Origin of the sequence: Chitinibacter sp. ZOR0017, assembly GCF_000799095.1 — a bacterium.
Classification (GTDB): Bacteria; Pseudomonadota; Gammaproteobacteria; order Burkholderiales; family Chitinibacteraceae; genus Chitinibacter; species Chitinibacter tainanensis.
The window spans coordinates 177,114-195,277 of sequence record NZ_JTLG01000023.1 but is presented as its reverse complement, the minus strand read 5'-3'; the positions used below and the strand labels follow the sequence as shown (position 1 = coordinate 195,277).

The 18,164-nt window shown below is 55.3% G+C and carries 15 protein-coding genes and 1 pseudogene; 10 read left to right on the top strand and 6 right to left on the bottom strand.

What is annotated here, in order from left to right; translation table 11 throughout:
* Positions 1 to 42: 42 nt before the first annotated feature.
* Both aceB and aceA read right to left on the bottom strand, forming a co-directional pair.
* Positions 43 to 1,632: a malate synthase A gene (aceB, locus tag L991_RS09800; RefSeq protein ID WP_047394752.1), complete on the bottom strand. Its 1,590-nt coding sequence runs from the start codon at positions 1,630 to 1,632 to the stop codon at positions 43 to 45.
* Between the two features lie 150 nt (positions 1,633 to 1,782).
* Complete coding sequence (gene aceA, locus L991_RS09795; protein ID WP_047394647.1) at positions 1,783 to 3,063, bottom strand: isocitrate lyase; 1,281 nt, start codon at positions 3,061 to 3,063, stop codon at positions 1,783 to 1,785.
* A gap of 248 nt (positions 3,064 to 3,311) precedes the next feature.
* Here aceA and grpE point away from each other — a divergent pair, with 248 nt between their 5' ends.
* From grpE to dnaJ, 3 genes are all read left to right on the top strand, one after another.
* Positions 3,312 to 3,866 (top strand): nucleotide exchange factor GrpE, encoded by a 555-nt coding sequence (gene grpE, locus L991_RS09790; protein ID WP_047394645.1) that lies wholly within the window; start codon positions 3,312 to 3,314, stop codon positions 3,864 to 3,866.
* Positions 3,867 to 4,029: 163 nt separating this feature from the next.
* The gene (gene dnaK, locus L991_RS09785) at positions 4,030 to 5,952 is read left to right on the top strand and encodes a molecular chaperone DnaK (protein WP_028448478.1); all 1,923 of its coding nucleotides are present in this window, start codon (positions 4,030 to 4,032) and stop codon (positions 5,950 to 5,952) included.
* A gap of 72 nt (positions 5,953 to 6,024) precedes the next feature.
* Positions 6,025 to 7,143, top strand: coding sequence for a molecular chaperone DnaJ (dnaJ, locus tag L991_RS09780; RefSeq protein ID WP_028448479.1), 1,119 nt, complete (start codon positions 6,025 to 6,027; stop codon positions 7,141 to 7,143).
* A gap of 123 nt (positions 7,144 to 7,266) precedes the next feature.
* On the opposite strand, the gene L991_RS09775 is transcribed toward dnaJ, so the two are convergent.
* The gene (locus L991_RS09775) at positions 7,267 to 8,424 is read right to left on the bottom strand and encodes an ABC transporter substrate-binding protein (protein WP_051258634.1); all 1,158 of its coding nucleotides are present in this window, start codon (positions 8,422 to 8,424) and stop codon (positions 7,267 to 7,269) included.
* 97 nt (positions 8,425 to 8,521) lie between these two features.
* On the opposite strand from L991_RS09775, the gene coaD reads away from it, so the two are divergent.
* The 4 genes from coaD (at position 8,522) to L991_RS09755 (ending at position 12,854) form a co-directional block, all read left to right on the top strand.
* Positions 8,522 to 9,019: a pantetheine-phosphate adenylyltransferase gene (gene coaD / locus L991_RS09770; RefSeq protein WP_028448481.1), complete on the top strand. Its 498-nt coding sequence runs from the start codon at positions 8,522 to 8,524 to the stop codon at positions 9,017 to 9,019.
* Positions 9,020 to 9,087: 68 nt separating this feature from the next.
* Positions 9,088 to 10,302, top strand: coding sequence for a formate-dependent phosphoribosylglycinamide formyltransferase (gene purT, locus L991_RS09765; protein ID WP_047394642.1), 1,215 nt, complete (start codon positions 9,088 to 9,090; stop codon positions 10,300 to 10,302).
* Between the two features lie 114 nt (positions 10,303 to 10,416).
* Positions 10,417 to 11,355: a class I SAM-dependent methyltransferase gene (locus L991_RS09760; RefSeq protein WP_047394749.1), complete on the top strand. Its 939-nt coding sequence runs from the start codon at positions 10,417 to 10,419 to the stop codon at positions 11,353 to 11,355.
* A 47-nt stretch (positions 11,356 to 11,402) separates the two neighbouring features.
* Positions 11,403 to 12,854 carry an exonuclease domain-containing protein gene (locus tag L991_RS09755; RefSeq protein WP_047394640.1) on the top strand — a complete coding sequence of 484 codons (1,452 nt, stop codon included), beginning with the start codon at positions 11,403 to 11,405 and terminating at the stop codon, positions 12,852 to 12,854.
* Between the two features lie 46 nt (positions 12,855 to 12,900).
* Here L991_RS09755 and L991_RS09750 read toward each other — a convergent pair whose 3' ends face one another.
* Both L991_RS09750 and L991_RS09745 read right to left on the bottom strand, forming a co-directional pair.
* Entirely contained in the window at positions 12,901 to 13,101 is a 201-nt protein-coding gene (locus tag L991_RS09750) for a hypothetical protein (RefSeq protein WP_047394637.1), read from the bottom strand.
* A 201-nt stretch (positions 13,102 to 13,302) separates the two neighbouring features.
* Positions 13,303 to 14,160, bottom strand: coding sequence for a PIG-L deacetylase family protein (locus tag L991_RS09745; RefSeq protein ID WP_052190788.1), 858 nt, complete (start codon positions 14,158 to 14,160; stop codon positions 13,303 to 13,305).
* Between the two features lie 209 nt (positions 14,161 to 14,369).
* Here L991_RS09745 and L991_RS09740 point away from each other — a divergent pair, with 209 nt between their 5' ends.
* Complete coding sequence (locus L991_RS09740) at positions 14,370 to 15,413, top strand: DUF475 domain-containing protein (RefSeq protein WP_047394634.1); 1,044 nt, start codon at positions 14,370 to 14,372, stop codon at positions 15,411 to 15,413.
* Positions 15,414 to 15,517: 104 nt separating this feature from the next.
* Here the strand turns inward: L991_RS09740 and L991_RS09735 are convergent, their stop codons facing one another.
* Positions 15,518 to 16,516, bottom strand: coding sequence for a TerC family protein (locus tag L991_RS09735; RefSeq protein WP_047394631.1), 999 nt, complete (start codon positions 16,514 to 16,516; stop codon positions 15,518 to 15,520).
* Between the two features lie 84 nt (positions 16,517 to 16,600).
* On the opposite strand from L991_RS09735, the gene L991_RS09730 reads away from it, so the two are divergent.
* Together L991_RS09730 and L991_RS18055 are read left to right on the top strand one after the other, a co-directional pair.
* Complete coding sequence (locus tag L991_RS09730; RefSeq protein ID WP_052190790.1) at positions 16,601 to 17,383, top strand: TatD family hydrolase; 783 nt, start codon at positions 16,601 to 16,603, stop codon at positions 17,381 to 17,383.
* Positions 17,384 to 17,932: 549 nt separating this feature from the next.
* Positions 17,933 to 18,025, top strand: a pseudogene (locus L991_RS18055) (PEP-CTERM sorting domain-containing protein); the annotation flags it as partial.
* Positions 18,026 to 18,164: the final 139 nt, after the last annotated feature.

Here is an 18,164-nt window from a genome sequence, read left to right as displayed (position 1 = left end):
CCCCGCTATGGCGGGGCTTTTTTTGGACCTGAGCGAGCGAGATTACGCCAGCCGACGGTAGCCCGGTAGAGTGAGGAACTCGACAAAGTCTTCGCTGGTGGTGATGTCGCCAAACAATTTGGCGGCCTCGGCCAGCGTGGCGCTGTAGCGGCTTTGTTGCTCCAGCTTGGCGACCTCTTCTTCCAGAAGGGCATTAAAAAGTGCGACGTCCACTTTGCGTCCATCTTCCAGCACGCCTTTGGGTGAGCGTATCCATTGCCAGATTTGCGAGCGGCTGATTTCGGCGGTGGCTGCGTCTTCCATCAGGTTATGGATCGGCACACAGCCCATGCCGGCCAGCCAAGAGGCCAGATATTGCACCCCCACACTGATGTTATTGCGCAAGCCCTGCTCGGTGATCGGGGCTTCAGGGTGAAAATTCAGCAGGTCGGCGGCGCTGACCTGAATATCCGGGCGCTGGCGGTGGATTTGATTGGGGTATTGCCCCAAAGCCTTGTTCCACGCTTGCATTGCAACAGGTACTAGCCCGGGGTGTGCCACCCAGCCGCCATCATAGCCATCACCAGCATCGCGCTCTTTATCGGCCTGCACTTGCGCCATGGCTTTATCGTTAGCCTCAGGGTCGGTTTTGACCGGGATGTACGCCGACATGCCGCCAATCGCGGGTGCGCCGCGCTGATGGCAGGTTTTCAGTAGCAGCAGCGAATAGGCGCGCATAAAGGGCACCAGCATGGTGATCTTGCCGCGCTCGGCTAGGCAGAAATCCTGATCGAGTCGGAATTTCTTAATGCAGCTAAAGATGTAATCCCAGCGCCCGGCATTCAGGCCGGCCGAATGCTCGCGTAATTCGTAAAGGATTTCGTCCATCTCGAACGCCGCCAGAATCGTTTCGATTAACACCGTGGCCTTGATGCAGCCATGCGGAGCGTTTAGCTCGCGCTCGGCCCAGTTAAACACATCATTCCACAAGCGGGCTTCAAGGTGCGATTCCATTTTCGGCAGATAAAAATAGCAGCTAGTGCCGACGCTGAGCCGATATTGCAGGTTATGAAAAACGGTGAGACCGAAATCAAATAGCGAGCCTGACATCACCTCGCCATCAATCTGCAGGTGTTTTTCCTCCAGATGCCAGCCACGTGGGCGAATGATCAAGGTGGCGATGTCTTTATTCAGGCTGTAATGCTTGCCCTCGGGGCTGGTGTAGCTGATGCTGCGGCGATAGGCATCAAAGACATTCACCTGCCCATCAAGCTGGTTTTCCCAGGTGGGCGTATTCGAGTCTTCAAAATCCGCCATAAAGCATTTCGCGCCGGAGTTGAGCGCATTGATCATCATTTTGCGCTCGACCGGGCCGGTGATTTCTACCCGGCGATCTTGCAGGTCTTCCGGTAGCGGGTTGATCTTCCATTCGCCGTGGCGGATGTGCGCTGTGGCTGGCAGGAAGTCGGGTTTTTCCCCGGCATCAAGTTTGCGCTGGCGCTGGATGCGCGACTGTAGCAAGGCCTGGCGGCGCGGTTCAAATTGACGATGCAGGGCAGCCAGAAAATCAAGGGCTGCCGGACTAAGAATCTGGCGATGTTCGGGGCTGAGCTGGCCAATAAGCTGGATACGGTCTGCGGTGGCGGTCGTCATCTGCGGGCCTCCCATCAGCGCCAGCGGCAAGCGCAGGCGCGGTAAGCGGGGTTGAAAAAACACGTGGCGCAACCCTAAGCTCGGGGCTTGATACAGAGCGGTCGAGGTGGCGCGCACGTGCAAGGGCTCAAGCAAAAGTGATGTTGGCCATTAATGGAACTGCTCGGCTTCGGTCGAGCCTTTCAACGCTGTCGTTGAAGACTGACCTTGCTGGATCACCTGGGTGACCTGATCAAAGTAGCCGGTGCCCACTTCGCGCTGGTGTTTCACGGCGGTAAAGCCACGCTCTGCCGCGGCAAATTCGGCTTGTTGCAGCTCGACAAAGGCGCTCATGCCCGTGCTGGCATAGCCGTGGGCCAGATTGAACATGCCGTAGTTGAGGGCATGAAAGCCCGCTAGGGTAATGAATTGGAATTTATACCCCAGCGCGCCGAGCTCCTGCTGAAACTTGGCGATGGTGGCGTCGTCGAGGTTTTTCTTCCAGTTAAACGAAGGCGAGCAATTGTAGGCCAGCAGCTTGCCCGGGTATTTGCTGTGAATGGCCTGCGCAAACTGGCGGGCGTATTCCAGGTCGGGTTTGCCGGTTTCACACCAGATCAGATCGGCGTAGGGGGCGTAGGCGAGACCACGAGAAATCGCCTGCTCCAGCCCTGGGTAGGTTTTGTAAAAGCCTTCAACCGTGCGCTCGCCGGTGCAGAAGGGTTTGTCGTTGTCATCCACGTCGCTGGTCAGCAAATCAGCGGCCTCAGCATCGGTGCGCGCCACGATGATGGTCGGTACGCCCATCACATCGGCAGCCAGCCGCGCAGCAACCAGTTTTTCCACTGCCTCGCGGGTTGGTACCAGCACCTTGCCGCCCATATGCCCGCATTTTTTTACGCTGGCCAGCTGGTCTTCAAAATGCACGCCGGCGGCACCGGCTTCGATCATGCCTTTCATCAGCTCAAAGGCATTTAATACACCACCAAAGCCAGCTTCGGCATCGGCCACAATCGGGGCATACCAATCAATGCTGTCATCGCCCTCGGCATGGTGAATCTGGTCGGCCCGCGCCAGCGTGTGATTAATGCGGCGCACCACTTGTGGCACCGAATTGGCCGGATACAGCGATTGATCAGGGTACATCTCGCCGGCGATATTGGCGTCGGCCGCGACCTGCCAGCCAGAGAGATAAATTGCCTTGAGCCCAGCTTTCACTTGCTGCATGGCCTGATTGCCGGTGAGGGCGCCCAGCGCGTGTACATAGGGCGTGTCGTGCAGTAAGCGCCACAGCTTCATTGCACCATGGCGGGCAATGGTGTGCTCCTGCAGCAAAGTACCGCGCAGACGCTCGACATCGGCGGCTGAATATGGGCGGCGAATGCCGGCCCAGCGTGGGTTGGTTTTCCAGTCGTGTTCCAGTGCTGCAATGCGGTCAGTGGCGGTACTCATGATGCGCTCCCTGTGGTGAAGACGGCAGATCTGATCAATACGGCAAGCTGTGTTATTGATTGAAGCAGGAAATTTTTGCATCGCAACAAATTTTGCGATGCAACACAAATTGTAGTCGAAAAATATTTACTACATATCGGGTGAATTACTTAGCTGACTGATGGCAGGGGCGGATTTTTTTCTTCAATAACCCTTGAAAAGGTATGGCTTATCCCAATCTTGGCTGTCATTCGTAGTTGGAGGTCACCATGAGCCAAGAAGTGAACACAGAAAACCAAGCCGAGCAGCAAACCGAGCAGTCGGCAAACCCCGAGCTTGCCACTGAAAATACTGCCGCTGATGCGAGCCCAAGTATTGAAGAGCAGCTGAATCAAGCCCTGGCTGATCTAGAAAAAGCCCGTCAGGACATCCTGTATGTGCGTGCCGAGGCGGAAAACGCTCGCCGCCGTGCGCTGGATGAAAACGACAAGGCCCGCAAATTCGCGATCGAAAAATTTGCCCGCGAGATCATCAGTGTGAAAGACGCCATCGATATGGCGCTGCTGGATCAGTCGGGTAACTTTGATGGCCTGAAAATGGGTGTGGATCTCACCGCCAAAGCACTAACGAGTGCGTTCGAGAAATTCGAGCTGGTTGAAATCAACCCGATGGGTGAAAAACTCGATCCGAACAAGCATCAGGCCATTTCAATGGTACCGAGCGACGAAGAAGCCAATACCGTCGTACAGGTCATGCAAAAAGGTTATGAGTTGGCTGGGCGCATTTTGCGTCCTGCCATGGTGGTGGTGGCTGCCGCGAAGTAAGGCGGCGGCTGCAGTCCGGCCACTTGGCCAAGCACTGCATCAATCAGGCTCTTGAAATGGGCCAGCTGATCCCCACTTAGCAGACATGGTTATTTGACAACATCCGGTGGCGTTAATCACAACAGAATCAAGCCACTGGGTTTAGAGATGAAGGAAAGAAAAAATGGGCAAAATTATTGGTATTGACCTGGGTACAACCAACAGCTGTGTGGCCGTAATCGAAAATGGCCAGACCAAAGTAATCGAAAACGCCGAAGGCGCGCGCACTACGCCATCGATCATCGCTTATCAGGAAGATGGCGAGATTCTGGTCGGTGCACCTGCCAAACGCCAAGCGGTAACTAACCCGAAAAACACGCTGTACGCGGTAAAACGTCTGATCGGTCGCCGCTTCGAAGACAAAGAAGTGCAAAAAGACATCGATCTGATGCCTTTCTCAATCATCAAAGCCGACAACGGCGATGCTTGGGTTTCTGTGCGCGATAAAAAAATGGCACCACCGCAAATCTCTGCGGAAGTGCTGCGCAAAATGAAAAAAACCGCCGAAGACTACTTGGGCGAAGAAGTGACTGAAGCGGTGATTACCGTGCCGGCCTACTTTAACGATAGCCAACGTCAAGCCACCAAAGACGCCGGCCGTATCGCGGGTCTGGAAGTAAAACGGATCATCAACGAGCCAACCGCTGCTGCGCTGGCATTCGGCATGGACAAAATGGAAAAAGGCGATCGCAAGATCGCGGTCTATGACTTGGGCGGTGGTACGTTTGACGTGTCGATCATCGAGATTGCTGACGTTGATGGCGACAAACAATTCGAAGTACTGGCCACCAATGGTGATACTTTCCTCGGTGGTGAAGACTTCGACCAACGTCTGATCGACTACATCATTGCTGAGTTCAAGAAAGAGCAAGGCATCGATCTGAAAAACGACGTGATGGCGCTGCAACGCCTGAAAGAAGCGGCCGAAAAAGCCAAGATCGAACTGTCTTCTAGCGCGCAGACCGAAATCAATCTGCCATACGTGACCATGGATGCCACCGGTCCAAAACACTTGGTGCTGAAAATCACCCGCGCCAAATTTGAATCTCTGGTAGAAGACCTGATCACCCGTTCGATCGAGCCATGCCGCATCGCCCTGAAAGATGCGGGCCTGAAAGCCAGCGACATCGATGATGTGATCTTGGTCGGCGGTCAAACCCGTATGCCAAAAGTAATGGACGCGGTGAAAGAGTTCTTCGGCAAAGAGCCACGTCGTGACGTGAATCCAGACGAAGCCGTTGCAGTGGGTGCGGCGATTCAGGGTGCGGTACTGGGCGGTGATCGTAAAGACGTACTGCTGCTGGACGTGACGCCGCTGTCACTGGGGATTGAAACCCTGGGTGGCGTGCTGACCAAGCTGATCCAGAAAAACACCACGATCCCGACTAAAGCGTCACAAACCTTCTCGACTGCAGAAGACAACCAGAGCGCCGTGACCATTCACGTGCTGCAAGGTGAGCGTGAAAAAGCCTCGGCGAATAAATCGCTGGGTCAGTTCAACCTGGGCGATATTCCACCAGCACCACGTGGTGTGCCACAGATTGAAGTGACTTTCGACATCGATGCCAACGGTATTTTGCACGTGAGCGCGAAAGACAAAGCATCGGGCAAAGAAGCGAAGATCACCATTCAGGCTTCTTCAGGCCTGTCTGAAGCTGAAATTCAGGCCATGGTGAAAGACGCCGAGCTGAACGCGGAAGAAGACAAAAAACTGGCTGAGCTGGTGCAAGCCCGCAATGCAGGTGAAGGCATGATTCACCAAGTGAAGAAAATGCTGTCTGAAGCTGGCGATAAAGTGACTGCTGACGAAAAAGTGGAAATCGAAGCCGCCATTACTGCGCTGGAAGGCGTGGTAAAAGGTGACGACAAAGCGGACATCGAAGCGAAAACCGAAGCGCTGATGAAAGCCAGCCACAAAGTCGCCGAGAAAATGTACGCTGAGCAAGCAGGTGCGCAAGCCGGTGCCGAAGGCGCACAAGCCGCGGGCGATAGCAAAGACGACGGCAACGTGGTTGATGCCGAATTCACCGAAGTGAAAGACAAGTAATTAACCGCTCAGGGGCACAGAACCGGCACGCAGGTGCCGGGCTGTGCCTTTTTGTTTCTTTAGGTGAACAGCATGGCAAAGAAAGATTTTTATGACATCCTGGGCGTAAATCGTGACGCCTCGGATGATGAAATCAAAAAGGCATACCGCAAGCTGGCGATGAAATACCACCCGGACCGCAATCCGGACAGCAAAGATGCCGAAGAGAAATTCAAGGAAGCCAAAGAAGCCTACGAGATTCTCTCTGATAGCCAGAAACGGGCGGCCTACGATCAGTACGGCCACGCCGGGGTCGACCCACAGGCCGGCATGGGCGGTGGCGGCTTTGGCGGCGGTGGCTTTGGCGATTTCGCTGACATTTTTGGCGATATTTTCGGTGGTGGTCGTGGCGGTCGCAGTAATGTCTACCGCGGCGCTGATCTGCGCTACAACATGGAAATCACGCTGGAAGAAGCGGCGCGTGGGGTAGAAAAGCAGATCAAGATTCCATCGCACGAAGAGTGTGATAGCTGTCACGGCACGGGCGCCAAGCCAGGTACCGAGGCCAAAACCTGCCACACGTGTAATGGCCACGGCCAGGTACGGGTGGCGCAAGGCTTCTTTAGCCTGCAGCAAACCTGCCCAACGTGTCATGGCACGGGTAAATACATTCCGGATCCATGCCGTAAATGTAACGGCACGGGTCGCGTTTCCACCCACAAAACGCTGGCGGTGAAAATCCCGGCCGGGGTGGACGAGGGCGATCGCATTCGCCTGTCGGGCGAGGGCGAGCCGGGTGTGAATGGCGGGCCACCGGGTGATCTGTATGTCGTTACGCACATCAAGCAGCACGCGGTATTCGAGCGCGAAGGCAACGATCTACATTGCGAAATGCCGATCAGTTTTGCCTGCGCAGCGCTAGGCGGCGAGATCGAAATCCCGACGCTGTCGGGCAAAGCGCGCATCACCATTCCGGCCGAAACGCAAACCGGGCAAGTATTCCGTCTGCGTGGCAAAGGGATCAAAGGCGTGCGCAGTGCGATTACCGGCGATTTGATGTGCCACGTGGTGGTGGAAACCCCAGTGAAACTAACCGGCCGCCAGAAAGAGCTGCTCAAAGAGTTTGAAGAAATCAGCCAGGGTGATTCGGATAAACACAATCCGCGCGCCAAATCTTTTATGGATAAGGTAAAAGATTTCTTCGCTTCTTGATGGGGTATTGTCCTGCGGGTATTTTATTTAATACGTTGCAGGGCAATACAGCTGGTGGGTATCTACCCACCGGCAAGAAAAAAGGCCATTCGAAAGAATGGCCTTTTTGTTGAGCGCGTGGCGTTAGCGGGTGAGTGCACCCGTCGGTGAAATCATGGTCAGCTCGCCAAAATTAGAGCCATTGCGTTTGTTGCCGGTGTAATCGACCACAAAGCCACCCAGATCATAGCGATTGAGCGAGCCCAGCGCATTGTAAACGGCTGTTCGTGTCGGTGATTTGCCGGCGCGTTTCAGTGCTTCCACGATAATCCGGGCGGAAATATAGCCTTCCAGCATCGCATAGCTTGGGTATTTAGAAATCGCGGCCAGCGATTCTTTCTTACCCGACATCCCCGAACCTAGCTCGGCGTACACATCATCCTGAAATTCTTGCACGATGCGGGCACGGGTGTTGTAAGGATAGGGCAGCACTTGGCTGATGCCGAGGCCGTGAGCCGTTCGCTTACCAATCTGTTTACTGATGTCTTCAAACTGCACGGCCGAGAAGGCGTACAGCTGCGAGGTGCCGCCGTTGTTTTTGTAGTTTTCCACAAAGGTGGCCGCTGGCTTGGTGTGAGCCACCAGAATCACCACTTCGGGATTAACTTTGGCCAGATCTTTGGCCGCTTTGCTGGTGTCGCCACTGGCGCGGTCATACCAGGCTTCGGCTTGCAGTTTCAGCTGTTTTTTGGCCAGCGCCGCTTTCAGTGCGGCTACGCCTGATTCACCAAAACCATCTTTTTGCGCCAGTACGCCAAACTTGGTAATCCCCAGGTTTTCGGTCAAGAGCTTCACAATCCGCTCGGCTTCCTGATTAAAGCCGGCGCGCGTGTGAAATAAATACGGGCTGCCAGGGCTGCGCAAAAACTCGGCCCCGCTGTGTACACCCACCAAAGGAATCCCGGCGTTTTCTAGGGTTTTGGCTTTTATCAGTGCATTGACATTATCAGTGCCGTGGTAGGAAATCAGCGCTACGGCATTTTCTTTGTCGATGAAATCTTGGGTGTTTTGCAAAGTGCGTTTCGGATCATCCCCATCATCGCGGACCAGATGATTAATCTGTTCGCCATTGACGCCGCCACGGCCATTTACCTGGTTAAAGTAAATTGAAGCACCCAGTGCCAAGGCCTTGCCGGTCTCGCCGGCGATCCCGGTGGTGGGTACAGACTGGCCAATATTGATATCGGCTTGAGCGCCGCTAGCCAAGGCCAGACTTGCCGCAATAATGAGTTTTTTTAACACGATGCACGCTCCCCTTTGCATGTGAATCTATGCGGCTCATCTTAAATTAATGTGGGCTGGTGGTATAGTGTTGGCTGAATTTCGCGGAGATTTTGCAATGCGCGTAGGCGTTTATGCCGGCAGTTTCGATCCAGTGACCAAGGGTCATTTGTGGATGATTGAACGTGGGGTGCAATTATTTGATGAAATGATCGTCGCGATTGGTGAAAATCCCGACAAAAAATACACCTTCAGCCTCGAAGAGCGCCTGTCGATGTTGCGTGAAACCACCAATGGGATTGCCAATCTGCGGGTCGAGGTATTTCAGAATCGTTTTTTGGTGGATTATGCCCGCGAGCAGGGCGCGCAATTTATTTTGCGCGGTATTCGCGAAGCGGCCGATTACGAATTCGAGCGGAAAATGCGTTACGTCAATGCCGATTTGGCGCCGCACATTGATACTATCTTTTTAATGCCACCGCGCGAGATCGCGGAAATCAGCTCGACCATGGTCAAGGGCCTGGTAGGCCCGCAGGGCTGGGAAAGTGTGGTGAAACAATATGTGCCTGACCCGGTGTTTATGCGCCTTTTGCATGGCCTCAAAGTCGGGCAGTAATCTGAATTGAATATCGACTGGGCTGCCTGCGGGTGGCCCTTATTGTCGCTGGAATAAGGAAAAACGCTATGCGTATCGGTACGCCATTGAGCCCGTCGGCCGTCAAAGTGATGTTGCTGGGCTGCGGTGAGCTAGGCAAAGAAGTCATTATCGCGCTGCAGCGCCTCGGGGTCGAAGTGATCGGTGTGGATCGCTATCCCAATGCGCCGGGCATGCAAGTCGCCCATCGCAGCCATGTCATTGATATGAGCGACGCTCAAGCTTTGCGCGCGCTGGTGGAAGCCGAGCGTCCGCATCTGATCGTGCCGGAAATCGAGGCGATCGCCACTGATGAACTGGTACGCATTGAGGCGGATGGCTTGGCGACGGTTATCCCGACTGCGCGGGCCACACAGCTCACCATGAACCGCGAAGGCATTCGCCGGCTGGCGGCAGAAGAGCTGGGCTTGGCCACCTCACCTTATCGCTTCGCGAGCTCACTGACCGAGTTGCAAGCCGCGTGTGCCGAGATTGGGTTTCCGTGCCTGGTCAAACCGGTAATGTCTTCGTCGGGCAAAGGTCAATCGCTGCTTAAATCGGCCGCCGATGTTGAGACGGCTTGGCAATACGCGCAAGCCGGTAGCCGCGTGGATCACGGACGAGTGATTGTGGAAGGCTTTATCGATTTTGAATATGAAATCACCCTGCTCACCGTGCGCTCGCAAGGCGAAGACAACGACATCCTGACTTCATTCTGCGCGCCGGTCGGCCATGTGCAGGTGAAGGGTGATTATGTCGAAAGCTGGCAGCCACAGCGCATGAATCCGCTGGCCCTGCAGCGTGCGCAAGAGATGGCGCGCAAAATCACCACCGCGCTGGGCGGCCGCGGTTTGTTTGGGGTTGAGCTGTTTGTGAAAGGCGATGAAGTTTGGTTCTCGGAAGTGAGCCCACGTCCGCATGATACTGGCCTCGTAACCTTGATGAGCCAGTATTTTTCCGAGTTCGAGCTGCATGCCCGCGCGATTTTGGGCTTGCCGGTGGATGTGGGCCAACGCGAGCCAGCGGCCAGCGCCGTGATTTATGGCCGGATGGATGAAAGCGGCATCGCCTTTGATGGGGTGGCAGCAGCGCTGGCGGTACCGCGCAGCGATTTGCGCCTGTTTGGTAAGCCCGAAGCCTTCGAGCGCCGCCGCATGGGCGTGGCGCTGGCGGCAGGTTCGGATACCGATGTGGCGCGCGATCGCGCCAAGCTGGCGGCCGGGCTGGTGCAGCCGGTGTCGATGGCGGATGAGCCCACGGCCTAAAGGCCGATTTGCGCAGCGAAACAGCCCGGCTAGCCCGGGCTGTTGCATTTTCCCCGCCAGTGCACGCGGGCAGCTGTTAAACTGCGGCCTTATATAGTTTGCAGTGCACATACCATCATGGATCTCGCCAGTTATCGTAATCGTTTAAACAAAAATGCTCGCCATTGGGGCAAATGGGCCCGCCGGCAAGGGCTGCAGTGCTATCGCATTTATGATCGCGATGTGCCTGAGTTTCCGATGATTGTGGATGTGTATGGCGATCGCGTGCACCTGCAGGAATACGATACCGGCTGGGTCGAGAGCGACGAAGATTATTCAACCTGGATCGACCAGATCCACGCCGCCACTGCCGAAGTGCTGGAAGTGCCGCTGGAACATGTGGCATTGAAAATCCGTAAACGGATGAAAGGCCTCACCCAGTACGAAAAGCAGGAAGACGCAGGCGAGTTTTTTGTGGTGGAAGAAAACGGCCTTAAATTCGAGGTAAATCTCGAAGCCTATCTGGATACCGGCCTGTTTCTTGATCACCGCAATACGCGCAAACGCGTCATGGGTGAAGCCGCGGGGAAACGCTTTTTAAATCTCTTTAGCTATACCGGCGCCTTTAGTGTTTACGCGGCGGCGGGTGGTGCGGCGAGCACCACCACGGTGGATTTATCCAATACTTATCTGGATTGGGCCGGGCGCAATTTTGCCCTGAACGGCATGGACCCGGCCGTGCATCAACGCGTGCGCGCCGATGTGTTCGAGTTCTTGCGCGAAGCCACCTGCAGCCCGCAGCGCTATGATCTGATCGTGATGGACCCGCCGAGCTTTTCCAACTCGAAAAAAATGCTGGGCGTGCTGGATGTGCAGCGCGATCACGCCTTTTTGATCGAAGCGTGTCTGTCGCTATTGGCGCCCAAGGGGGTGCTGTATTTCTCGAATAATCTGCGCAGTTTCGAGTTGGACCCCATGTTTGTCGGCCGCTGTGAAAATCTAACGGCGCAATCGGTGCCGGAAGATTTCCGCAACAAGCGGATTCACCAGTGTTTCCGTTTCGTTAAAGATTAAAGGCCGCTGGCTGGCCGCGTGGCCCGCCATGCTGGATGGAACGTCGCATGTCTCACCCGATTTATCCGGCCCCGCTGGTGCTGCTGGATCTGGAAACCACTGGCGCCAAGCCGGCGGTCGATCGCATTACCGAAATTGGGCTCCTGCAGCTCGATACCGATGGGGGTATTGAGCGCTGGAGCTCATTGGTAAACCCTGAGCAGCCTATACCCCAGTTTATTCAGCAGCTCACCGGGATTGATGATGCCATGGTGCGCGATGCGCCCCGCTTTGCGGCGGTGGCGAGCGATCTGTTGGCCAAGCTGCAGGGGCGGATTTTTGTCGCCCACAATGCCCGCTTTGACTACACCTTTTTGCGCAATGAGTTTCAGCGCCTGGGGCTGCTGTTTCGGGCCAAAGTGCTGTGCACCGTGCAGCTCTCGCGCAAGCTTTACCCCGATGAATTCAAGCACAGCCTGGATGCGCTGATTACCCGCCACGGCCTGCAATACAACGGCGAGCGCCATCGAGCGCTGACCGATGCCGAGCTGGTGCAGCAGTTTTTAAGTGCGGCAGTGGCCGAGCTGGGCGCGGCACGGGTGCAGCAGGCGATTGATGAGCTGATTCGCCCGCCGGCCTTGCCGTCGCAGCTGGACGAAAGCCAGGTGGATGATCTGCCCGATACCGCCGGCGTGTATCTGTTTTATGGCGCCAACGATGTGCCGCTGTATGTTGGCGCGGCGAGTAATCTGCGCCGGCGGATTTTGCAGCATTTTGGCAAGAAAGCCACCGATGGGCAGGCCGCCCAGCTGGCGGCGGCCTTGCAGCGGATCGATTGGATCGAAACCAGCGGCGAGCTGGGCGCTAGCCTGCGCGAACAGCGCTTATTGCGCGAGCTAAAGCCCCGCTTTAATCCCGGCGCGCGGCAAAAAGCCGATCAAACGCAGGTGGTGTGGTCGCTCACGCTCAATCCAGCTCAGCCAGAGGCGCCGCTGCAGCCCCAGCTAATCACGCTGGGCGAATTGCGCAGCCCGCATGGCGAGCTGTTTGGCCCGTTTCGCGGTGCACGCGAGGCGCAAAATATCCTCAATCGCATCGCCAAAGGGCAGGGTTTGTGCCGACAGCTGTTGGGGCTGGAAAAAGCGCGCAAAGGCAATGAAGTTAGCCCGTGCTCGGCATTAAGCACCGGTGATTGCCGTGGCGGCTGTGTGGGGCGCGAACCGGTGAGCCTGCATAATGCCCGTTTGCTGGCCGCGCTGGCCAAACACAAAGTTACGCCGTGGCCGTATGACGGGCCGATTTTGCTGGCCGAAGGCCCGAGCTGGGCGCCGGTATGGCAGGTCTTGGATCAGTGGGTATACCTGGGTGAAGTATCAAGCCAGGATCAATTGGATGAGCTACTTTCAGCACCATACCCCGCTTATGATCTGGATATGGCCAAACAGATTCGCGCCTTGCTGCGCAAGCCACTGGCGCTGACGGTGTATCAGCCCGGCATGCAGCTGCCGCAGACAGAATAAGCCGCCTTGCGCTGAGTGCGGGGGCACTGCATTGTGCGCCTGGCGTTTAATGAGCGCGATGTTCCGCCCGGCGCCAGCACGCCTGGGCACTTTCATCCGGCCAGCAGGCCACTTGCGGCACGCTACGGGCATGATCAAACCAGCTATGCGACCCCAGTGTTGGCGGCACCACCCATTGCGAGGCCAGGCTGGCTACGGCAGTGGTGGCGACTACGGCCGCCAGTAAGGCGATTTTTCGGCTAAGCATACGGGAAACCCCTAGTAGAGCGATTTAGGGTCTTAGTATCTGCTTTCGCGGTTTTGGTATCAACGTTCAGTTTGGTATCAGATGTGGCGGTGCAGTTCGGATCAGTAGGGGCGATTTATTGTCTTCAGCTTTCGCTGGACGAAAAAAAGCCAGCTGGTGGGCCAGCTGGCTTGGGCGTTGCGTGCCGTGCAAGGGTGGCGCTTAGGCCAGTACCGCCTTGATGTTATCGCTTTCGCTGATGGTGAATTTCTGGCTAGTCGGCACCACGGCCTGACCATCAAAGCGGCCAATGTGATAAATCGTGCCAAACGAGAAGGTTGGCGCCGCCGCACCTTGGCCACCACAGACTTCGGCGCCACGGCGAACATTGTCGGCCATCCAGCCCGGCAGACGCAGGTGGTATGGATTGCGACGGACTTCTTCCACGTGGCAAGCCAGTGCGGCGATCAGATCGGCAGTATCTTGCTGATTGGTCGCGATCAGCGCATTAGGCGCTTCCATCTGGCGCCAGAATTCGCTTTGTACCAGTACACAGCTATGGTTGGCGGCTTTCAACGCATCCACCACCAGATAGTGAGTGCCGATATGGGCTGAGTGGTAGTCATTGTCGTGCGGGCATACCACCACTTGCGGTTGATGCTGGCGAATGATTGCGGCCACCACGGCGACTTTTTCGGCCCAAGCGGCAGGATCTTCGCTGCGGGTTTTGGTGGTGACGCTCATCAGACCACCCGGAATAGTTTCCAGCAGGCCCCAGCCCAGATAATCGCAAGCATTTTTCAGCTCGGCCCAGCGCTCAGGCTGGCGTTTCAGATTCGAGCCTTGGGTAACGGCCACGTTATACACTTTAAAGCCCGCTTCACGGCCCAGGCGCAGTGGCAGCGCGCCGATAATGCATTCGTCATCGGGGTGCGGGGCAAAAATCATGGCGACTGGCGCATCTGTGGCCACTGCTTGGGCAGCGCTACCCAGGGTGCTCAGATCGGCAAACAAAGGCGCGTCGGCTTTTTGCAGCAATTCGTGGTGGGCTTGAACGAGGGCGAGATACGGGTTGCTCATGCTAGGCTCCGAGAGTTGAATGAGGCGGCCGGCGAGCGGGCCGCGCGAACAATACCGCAGAGTATAGAGCCTCTACCCCAGCCGACCAAGCGCTTTGCCACTTTCGTGACAGCAATTCTGATCTGGCGCAGAGATTGGCCCCCTGCGCCGGCCGGCGGGGCAGGGGGCAAATGCGGCATAATGACGGCTGACTTTAGGATGGACAGCGCATGCGGTATTTTTCTTCTTCGTTTATGGTGACTTTGCTGGGGCTGGGCCTGGCGGCGCTGATCGGTGGCTGGGGCGGTTTGTGGATTGCATTTAATCTGGCTTTGCTGGAAACCAGCCTGAGTTTTGACAACGCGGTGGTGAATGCCTCAGTGCTGCGGCATTGGGATGAAAAATGGCGGCGGCGCTTTTTGCTCTGGGGCATGCTGATTGCCGTGTTTGGCATGCGGGTGGTGTTTCCGCTGGTGATTGTGGCGGTGATTGCCGGGCTTTGGCCGCTGCCCGGGCCCGTATCGCTGTATGAATACTTTAGCAGCGGGCACTGGCCGGCTAGCGATGTGCTCAGCATGGCCCTGCTGCAGCCTGAGCGTTATGCGGCGATTCTGACTTCGGCACATATCGAAGTAACCGCATTTGGCGGGGCTTTTTTGCTGCTGGTGTTTTTAAATTTCTTTCTCGATTACGAAAAAGACACCCATTGGTTTAAGCCGATTGAGCAGCTGTTGGCGCATTTGGGCAAGCTGGAAATGGCCTCGGTATTGGTGGCTTTGCTGGTGCTGCTGCTCTTGGCCAACCATTTGCCGGTGGCCGAGGCGCTGCGCTTTTTGCAGGCCGGTATCTGGGGTGTGCTGGTGTATGTGTTGGTGGATGGGCTGGGTGATCTGATTGGCGATGCTGGCGCTGCGGCCAAAACCGGGATTGGCGGCTTTATCTATCTCGAGATTTTGGATGCTTCGTTCTCGTTTGATGGGGTGCTGGGCGCCTTTGCGCTAACCAAAAATATCTTTCTGATTGCCATTGGCCTGGGCATTGGCGCGATGTTTGTACGTAGCTTTACTTTAATGCTGGTTGAAAAAGGCACGCTGACAGCATTTAAATATCTGGAGCATGGCGCTTTCTGGGCGATTGGGGCTTTGGCGGCGGTGATGTTGCTGGCTGCGCGCTGGCATATTCCCGAGGCGGTAACTGGTGGCGTGGCCGCAGTGCTGATTGTGATTGCGGCGATTCATTCATGGCTGGTGCGTGATAAGGGTATTGCTCAGTAAGCATCAATTAATATGGTGTTTAGGATGATACATGGTTGGGGTATCAAGCTGGCGACCAACAAAAACCCCGCCGAAGCGGGGTTTTTGTTGAAGTCGCGCGATGCTTAATGTGAAGACTGCTCTGGAATCGCCTCGCCGCGGGTTTTCCACAGCGAATAGAGCACGCCCGCCAGCAGCAAGCCAAAAGTCACGCCCAGTGATACGGCGGTTGGAATCTTGAAGTCGATCAGGCCTTCGTGATTGAAATACACCAAGCCGACTTTCACACCGATAAATACCAGCACCACCGAGAGCGCGTATTTCAGATAGTGGAAGCGATGCACCATCGCCGCCAGCGCGAAATACAGCGCGCGCAAACCTAGAATCGCGAAGATATTCGAGGTGTAGACAATAAACGGATCTTGAGTAATCGCGAAAATGGCTGGGATACTATCCACCGCAAACACCAGATCGGCGGTTTCTACCAGAATCAGGGTCAGGAACAGCGGGGTGGCCCACCAGCCCGGCGTGAGGCCATGCGCCTCGCCGCGTACCCAGAATTTCTCGCCATGCAGCGTAGGGGTGAAGCGCATATGGCTGCGCAGCCACTGGTAGAATTTATTGTCTTCCAGCTTGCCGTGTTCATCATCACTCATCAGCATTTTGATACCGGTGAAGATCAGGAAGGCACCAAACAGCACCAACACGGCCTGATATTTCGCCACCAGCACGGCACCCAGGCCGATCATAATGGCGCGCATCACGATCACCCCCAAAATGCCCCAGAACAGCACGCGATGCTGATACATGCGCGGTACGCCCAGGCTGGTAAAGATCAGTGCAATCACAAATACATTATCCATCGAGAGGGATTTCTCGATCAGATAGCCGGTGATGTATTCCATCCCCGCCGTCGCGCCTTTGTACCACCACAGCCAAGCGCCAAACGCCAGGCCCATCGCGATGTAAAATGCCGAAAGCTTCAGGCTTTCGCTCACGGAGATTTCGTGCTGATCTTTGTGTAATACGCCCAGATCAAAGGCCAGCAGGCCAATCACCAAGCCAAAGAACATGAGCCACACCCACAAAGGGTAGCCGACCCACAGTTCAAGTAAAAATGCCATATCGTTTCCTTACCCTGTTAGCGAATATTCAATACTGTCATCAGTATAAGGCGCCAAGCGCCAAACTTAACTATGAGTGATGCGATGCCAATTAGTTTCATTGACAGTCACTGTCATTTGGATGCCCCCGAATTTGATGCCGACCGCGATGCCGTGGTGGCCCGCTCGCGCGCGGCCGGGGTGAAGCAATGGATCGTACCTGCCGTTAGCGCCGCCACCTTTGCCAGCACGCGACAGATGCAAGTGCAGTATGGTGCGTGGATCGCCTATGGGCTACATCCAATCTATATCAATACCCATCGGGATGAGCACCTAGATTTACTGCGTGCGCAGCTAGCGCAGGGTGAGGCGATTGCGGTCGGGGAAATCGGGCTGGATTTTTTTGTGCCGGGGCTCGATGCCAACCGGCAAATTGCCTTCTTTGAAGCTCAGCTGAAACTGGCGCGCGATTTCGATTTACCGGTGATCGTGCATATCCGCCGCAGCCAGGATCAGGTGCTGAAATACCTGCGCAAATGGCGAGTAAAGGGCGGCATCGCCCATGCCTTTAACGGCAGCGAGCAGCAAGCGTATGAATTTATCAAACTGGGTTTTGCCCTCGGTTTTGGTGGCGCCATGACCTACAGCGGCTCCCAACGCATCCGGCGCCTTGCCCAAACTTTACCGCTTGAGCACATCGTGCTCGAAACCGACGCCCCCGACATCCCCCCCAGCTGGCTCGCCGGCCCACCACCAGAGCGCAACGAACCGGCACAGCTCATGCAGTTTGCGGCCATCTTGGCTGAATGGCGTGGTCTGGAATTAAATCAATTGGCTCAATTACAGCAAATTTTACTGCAAAAAAAATTCAATTGTACTTTGGGGTAGTCGTCAGGTACCGCGTTCATTGAATGTTCATAAAACTTACTGTTTCTGTCTATTGACATAAGAAATGCCGAATGGTTAAATGCGACCAAGAAGAAAAAGTTGTGGTAAATCAAATATTTAGCAATTAATCATTTACTAATGGAGATCTTTCTCATGCAAGTTAAACAAATCGCTGTTGCTGCTGCCATGGCTTTGGTTGCCACCTTTGCTAATGCCGCTGTTGTGAATGTAACTGCTCCAGGTGCTTGGGATAACTACGGCGAATCTAGTGTTCGTTTCTTCAACATTGCCAAAGCGGGTACCTATACCTTTAATTTTTCACTGACTCCAAGCAATGCTTCACAGCCTTCAATTGCTTCGCTGTTCGGTGTGAACTGGAACTTCACTAAAGTTGGTACCCCGGATATCTCTGTTTCTGCCAGCGAAAGCAATGTAAATGCAAATTCTTTTGCAAAATCAGTGACTTTTGTGGCTGATAAAGCAGGTCAATATCGTTTCGATCTGGGCTTCACTTCAAAAGGCACATGGAATGGCCAATTTGAAGCGAACGTTGCACCAGTTCCAGAGCCAGAAACTTATGCGCTGATGGGGCTGGGTTTGGCTGGCCTGCTGGCTGCTCGCCGCCGCAAAATGAAAGCCTAATTAGTCTTCTGCTTGGCTGTAGCCCCGCAATTGCGGGGCTTTTTTATTTCATGGGCAGATGAACCGATAAATGGTGCGGAATATTAGAGTTTACTGTTTGTTTCGGTGGTGTAATGCAATTAGCATTGCCGCCTTTGTG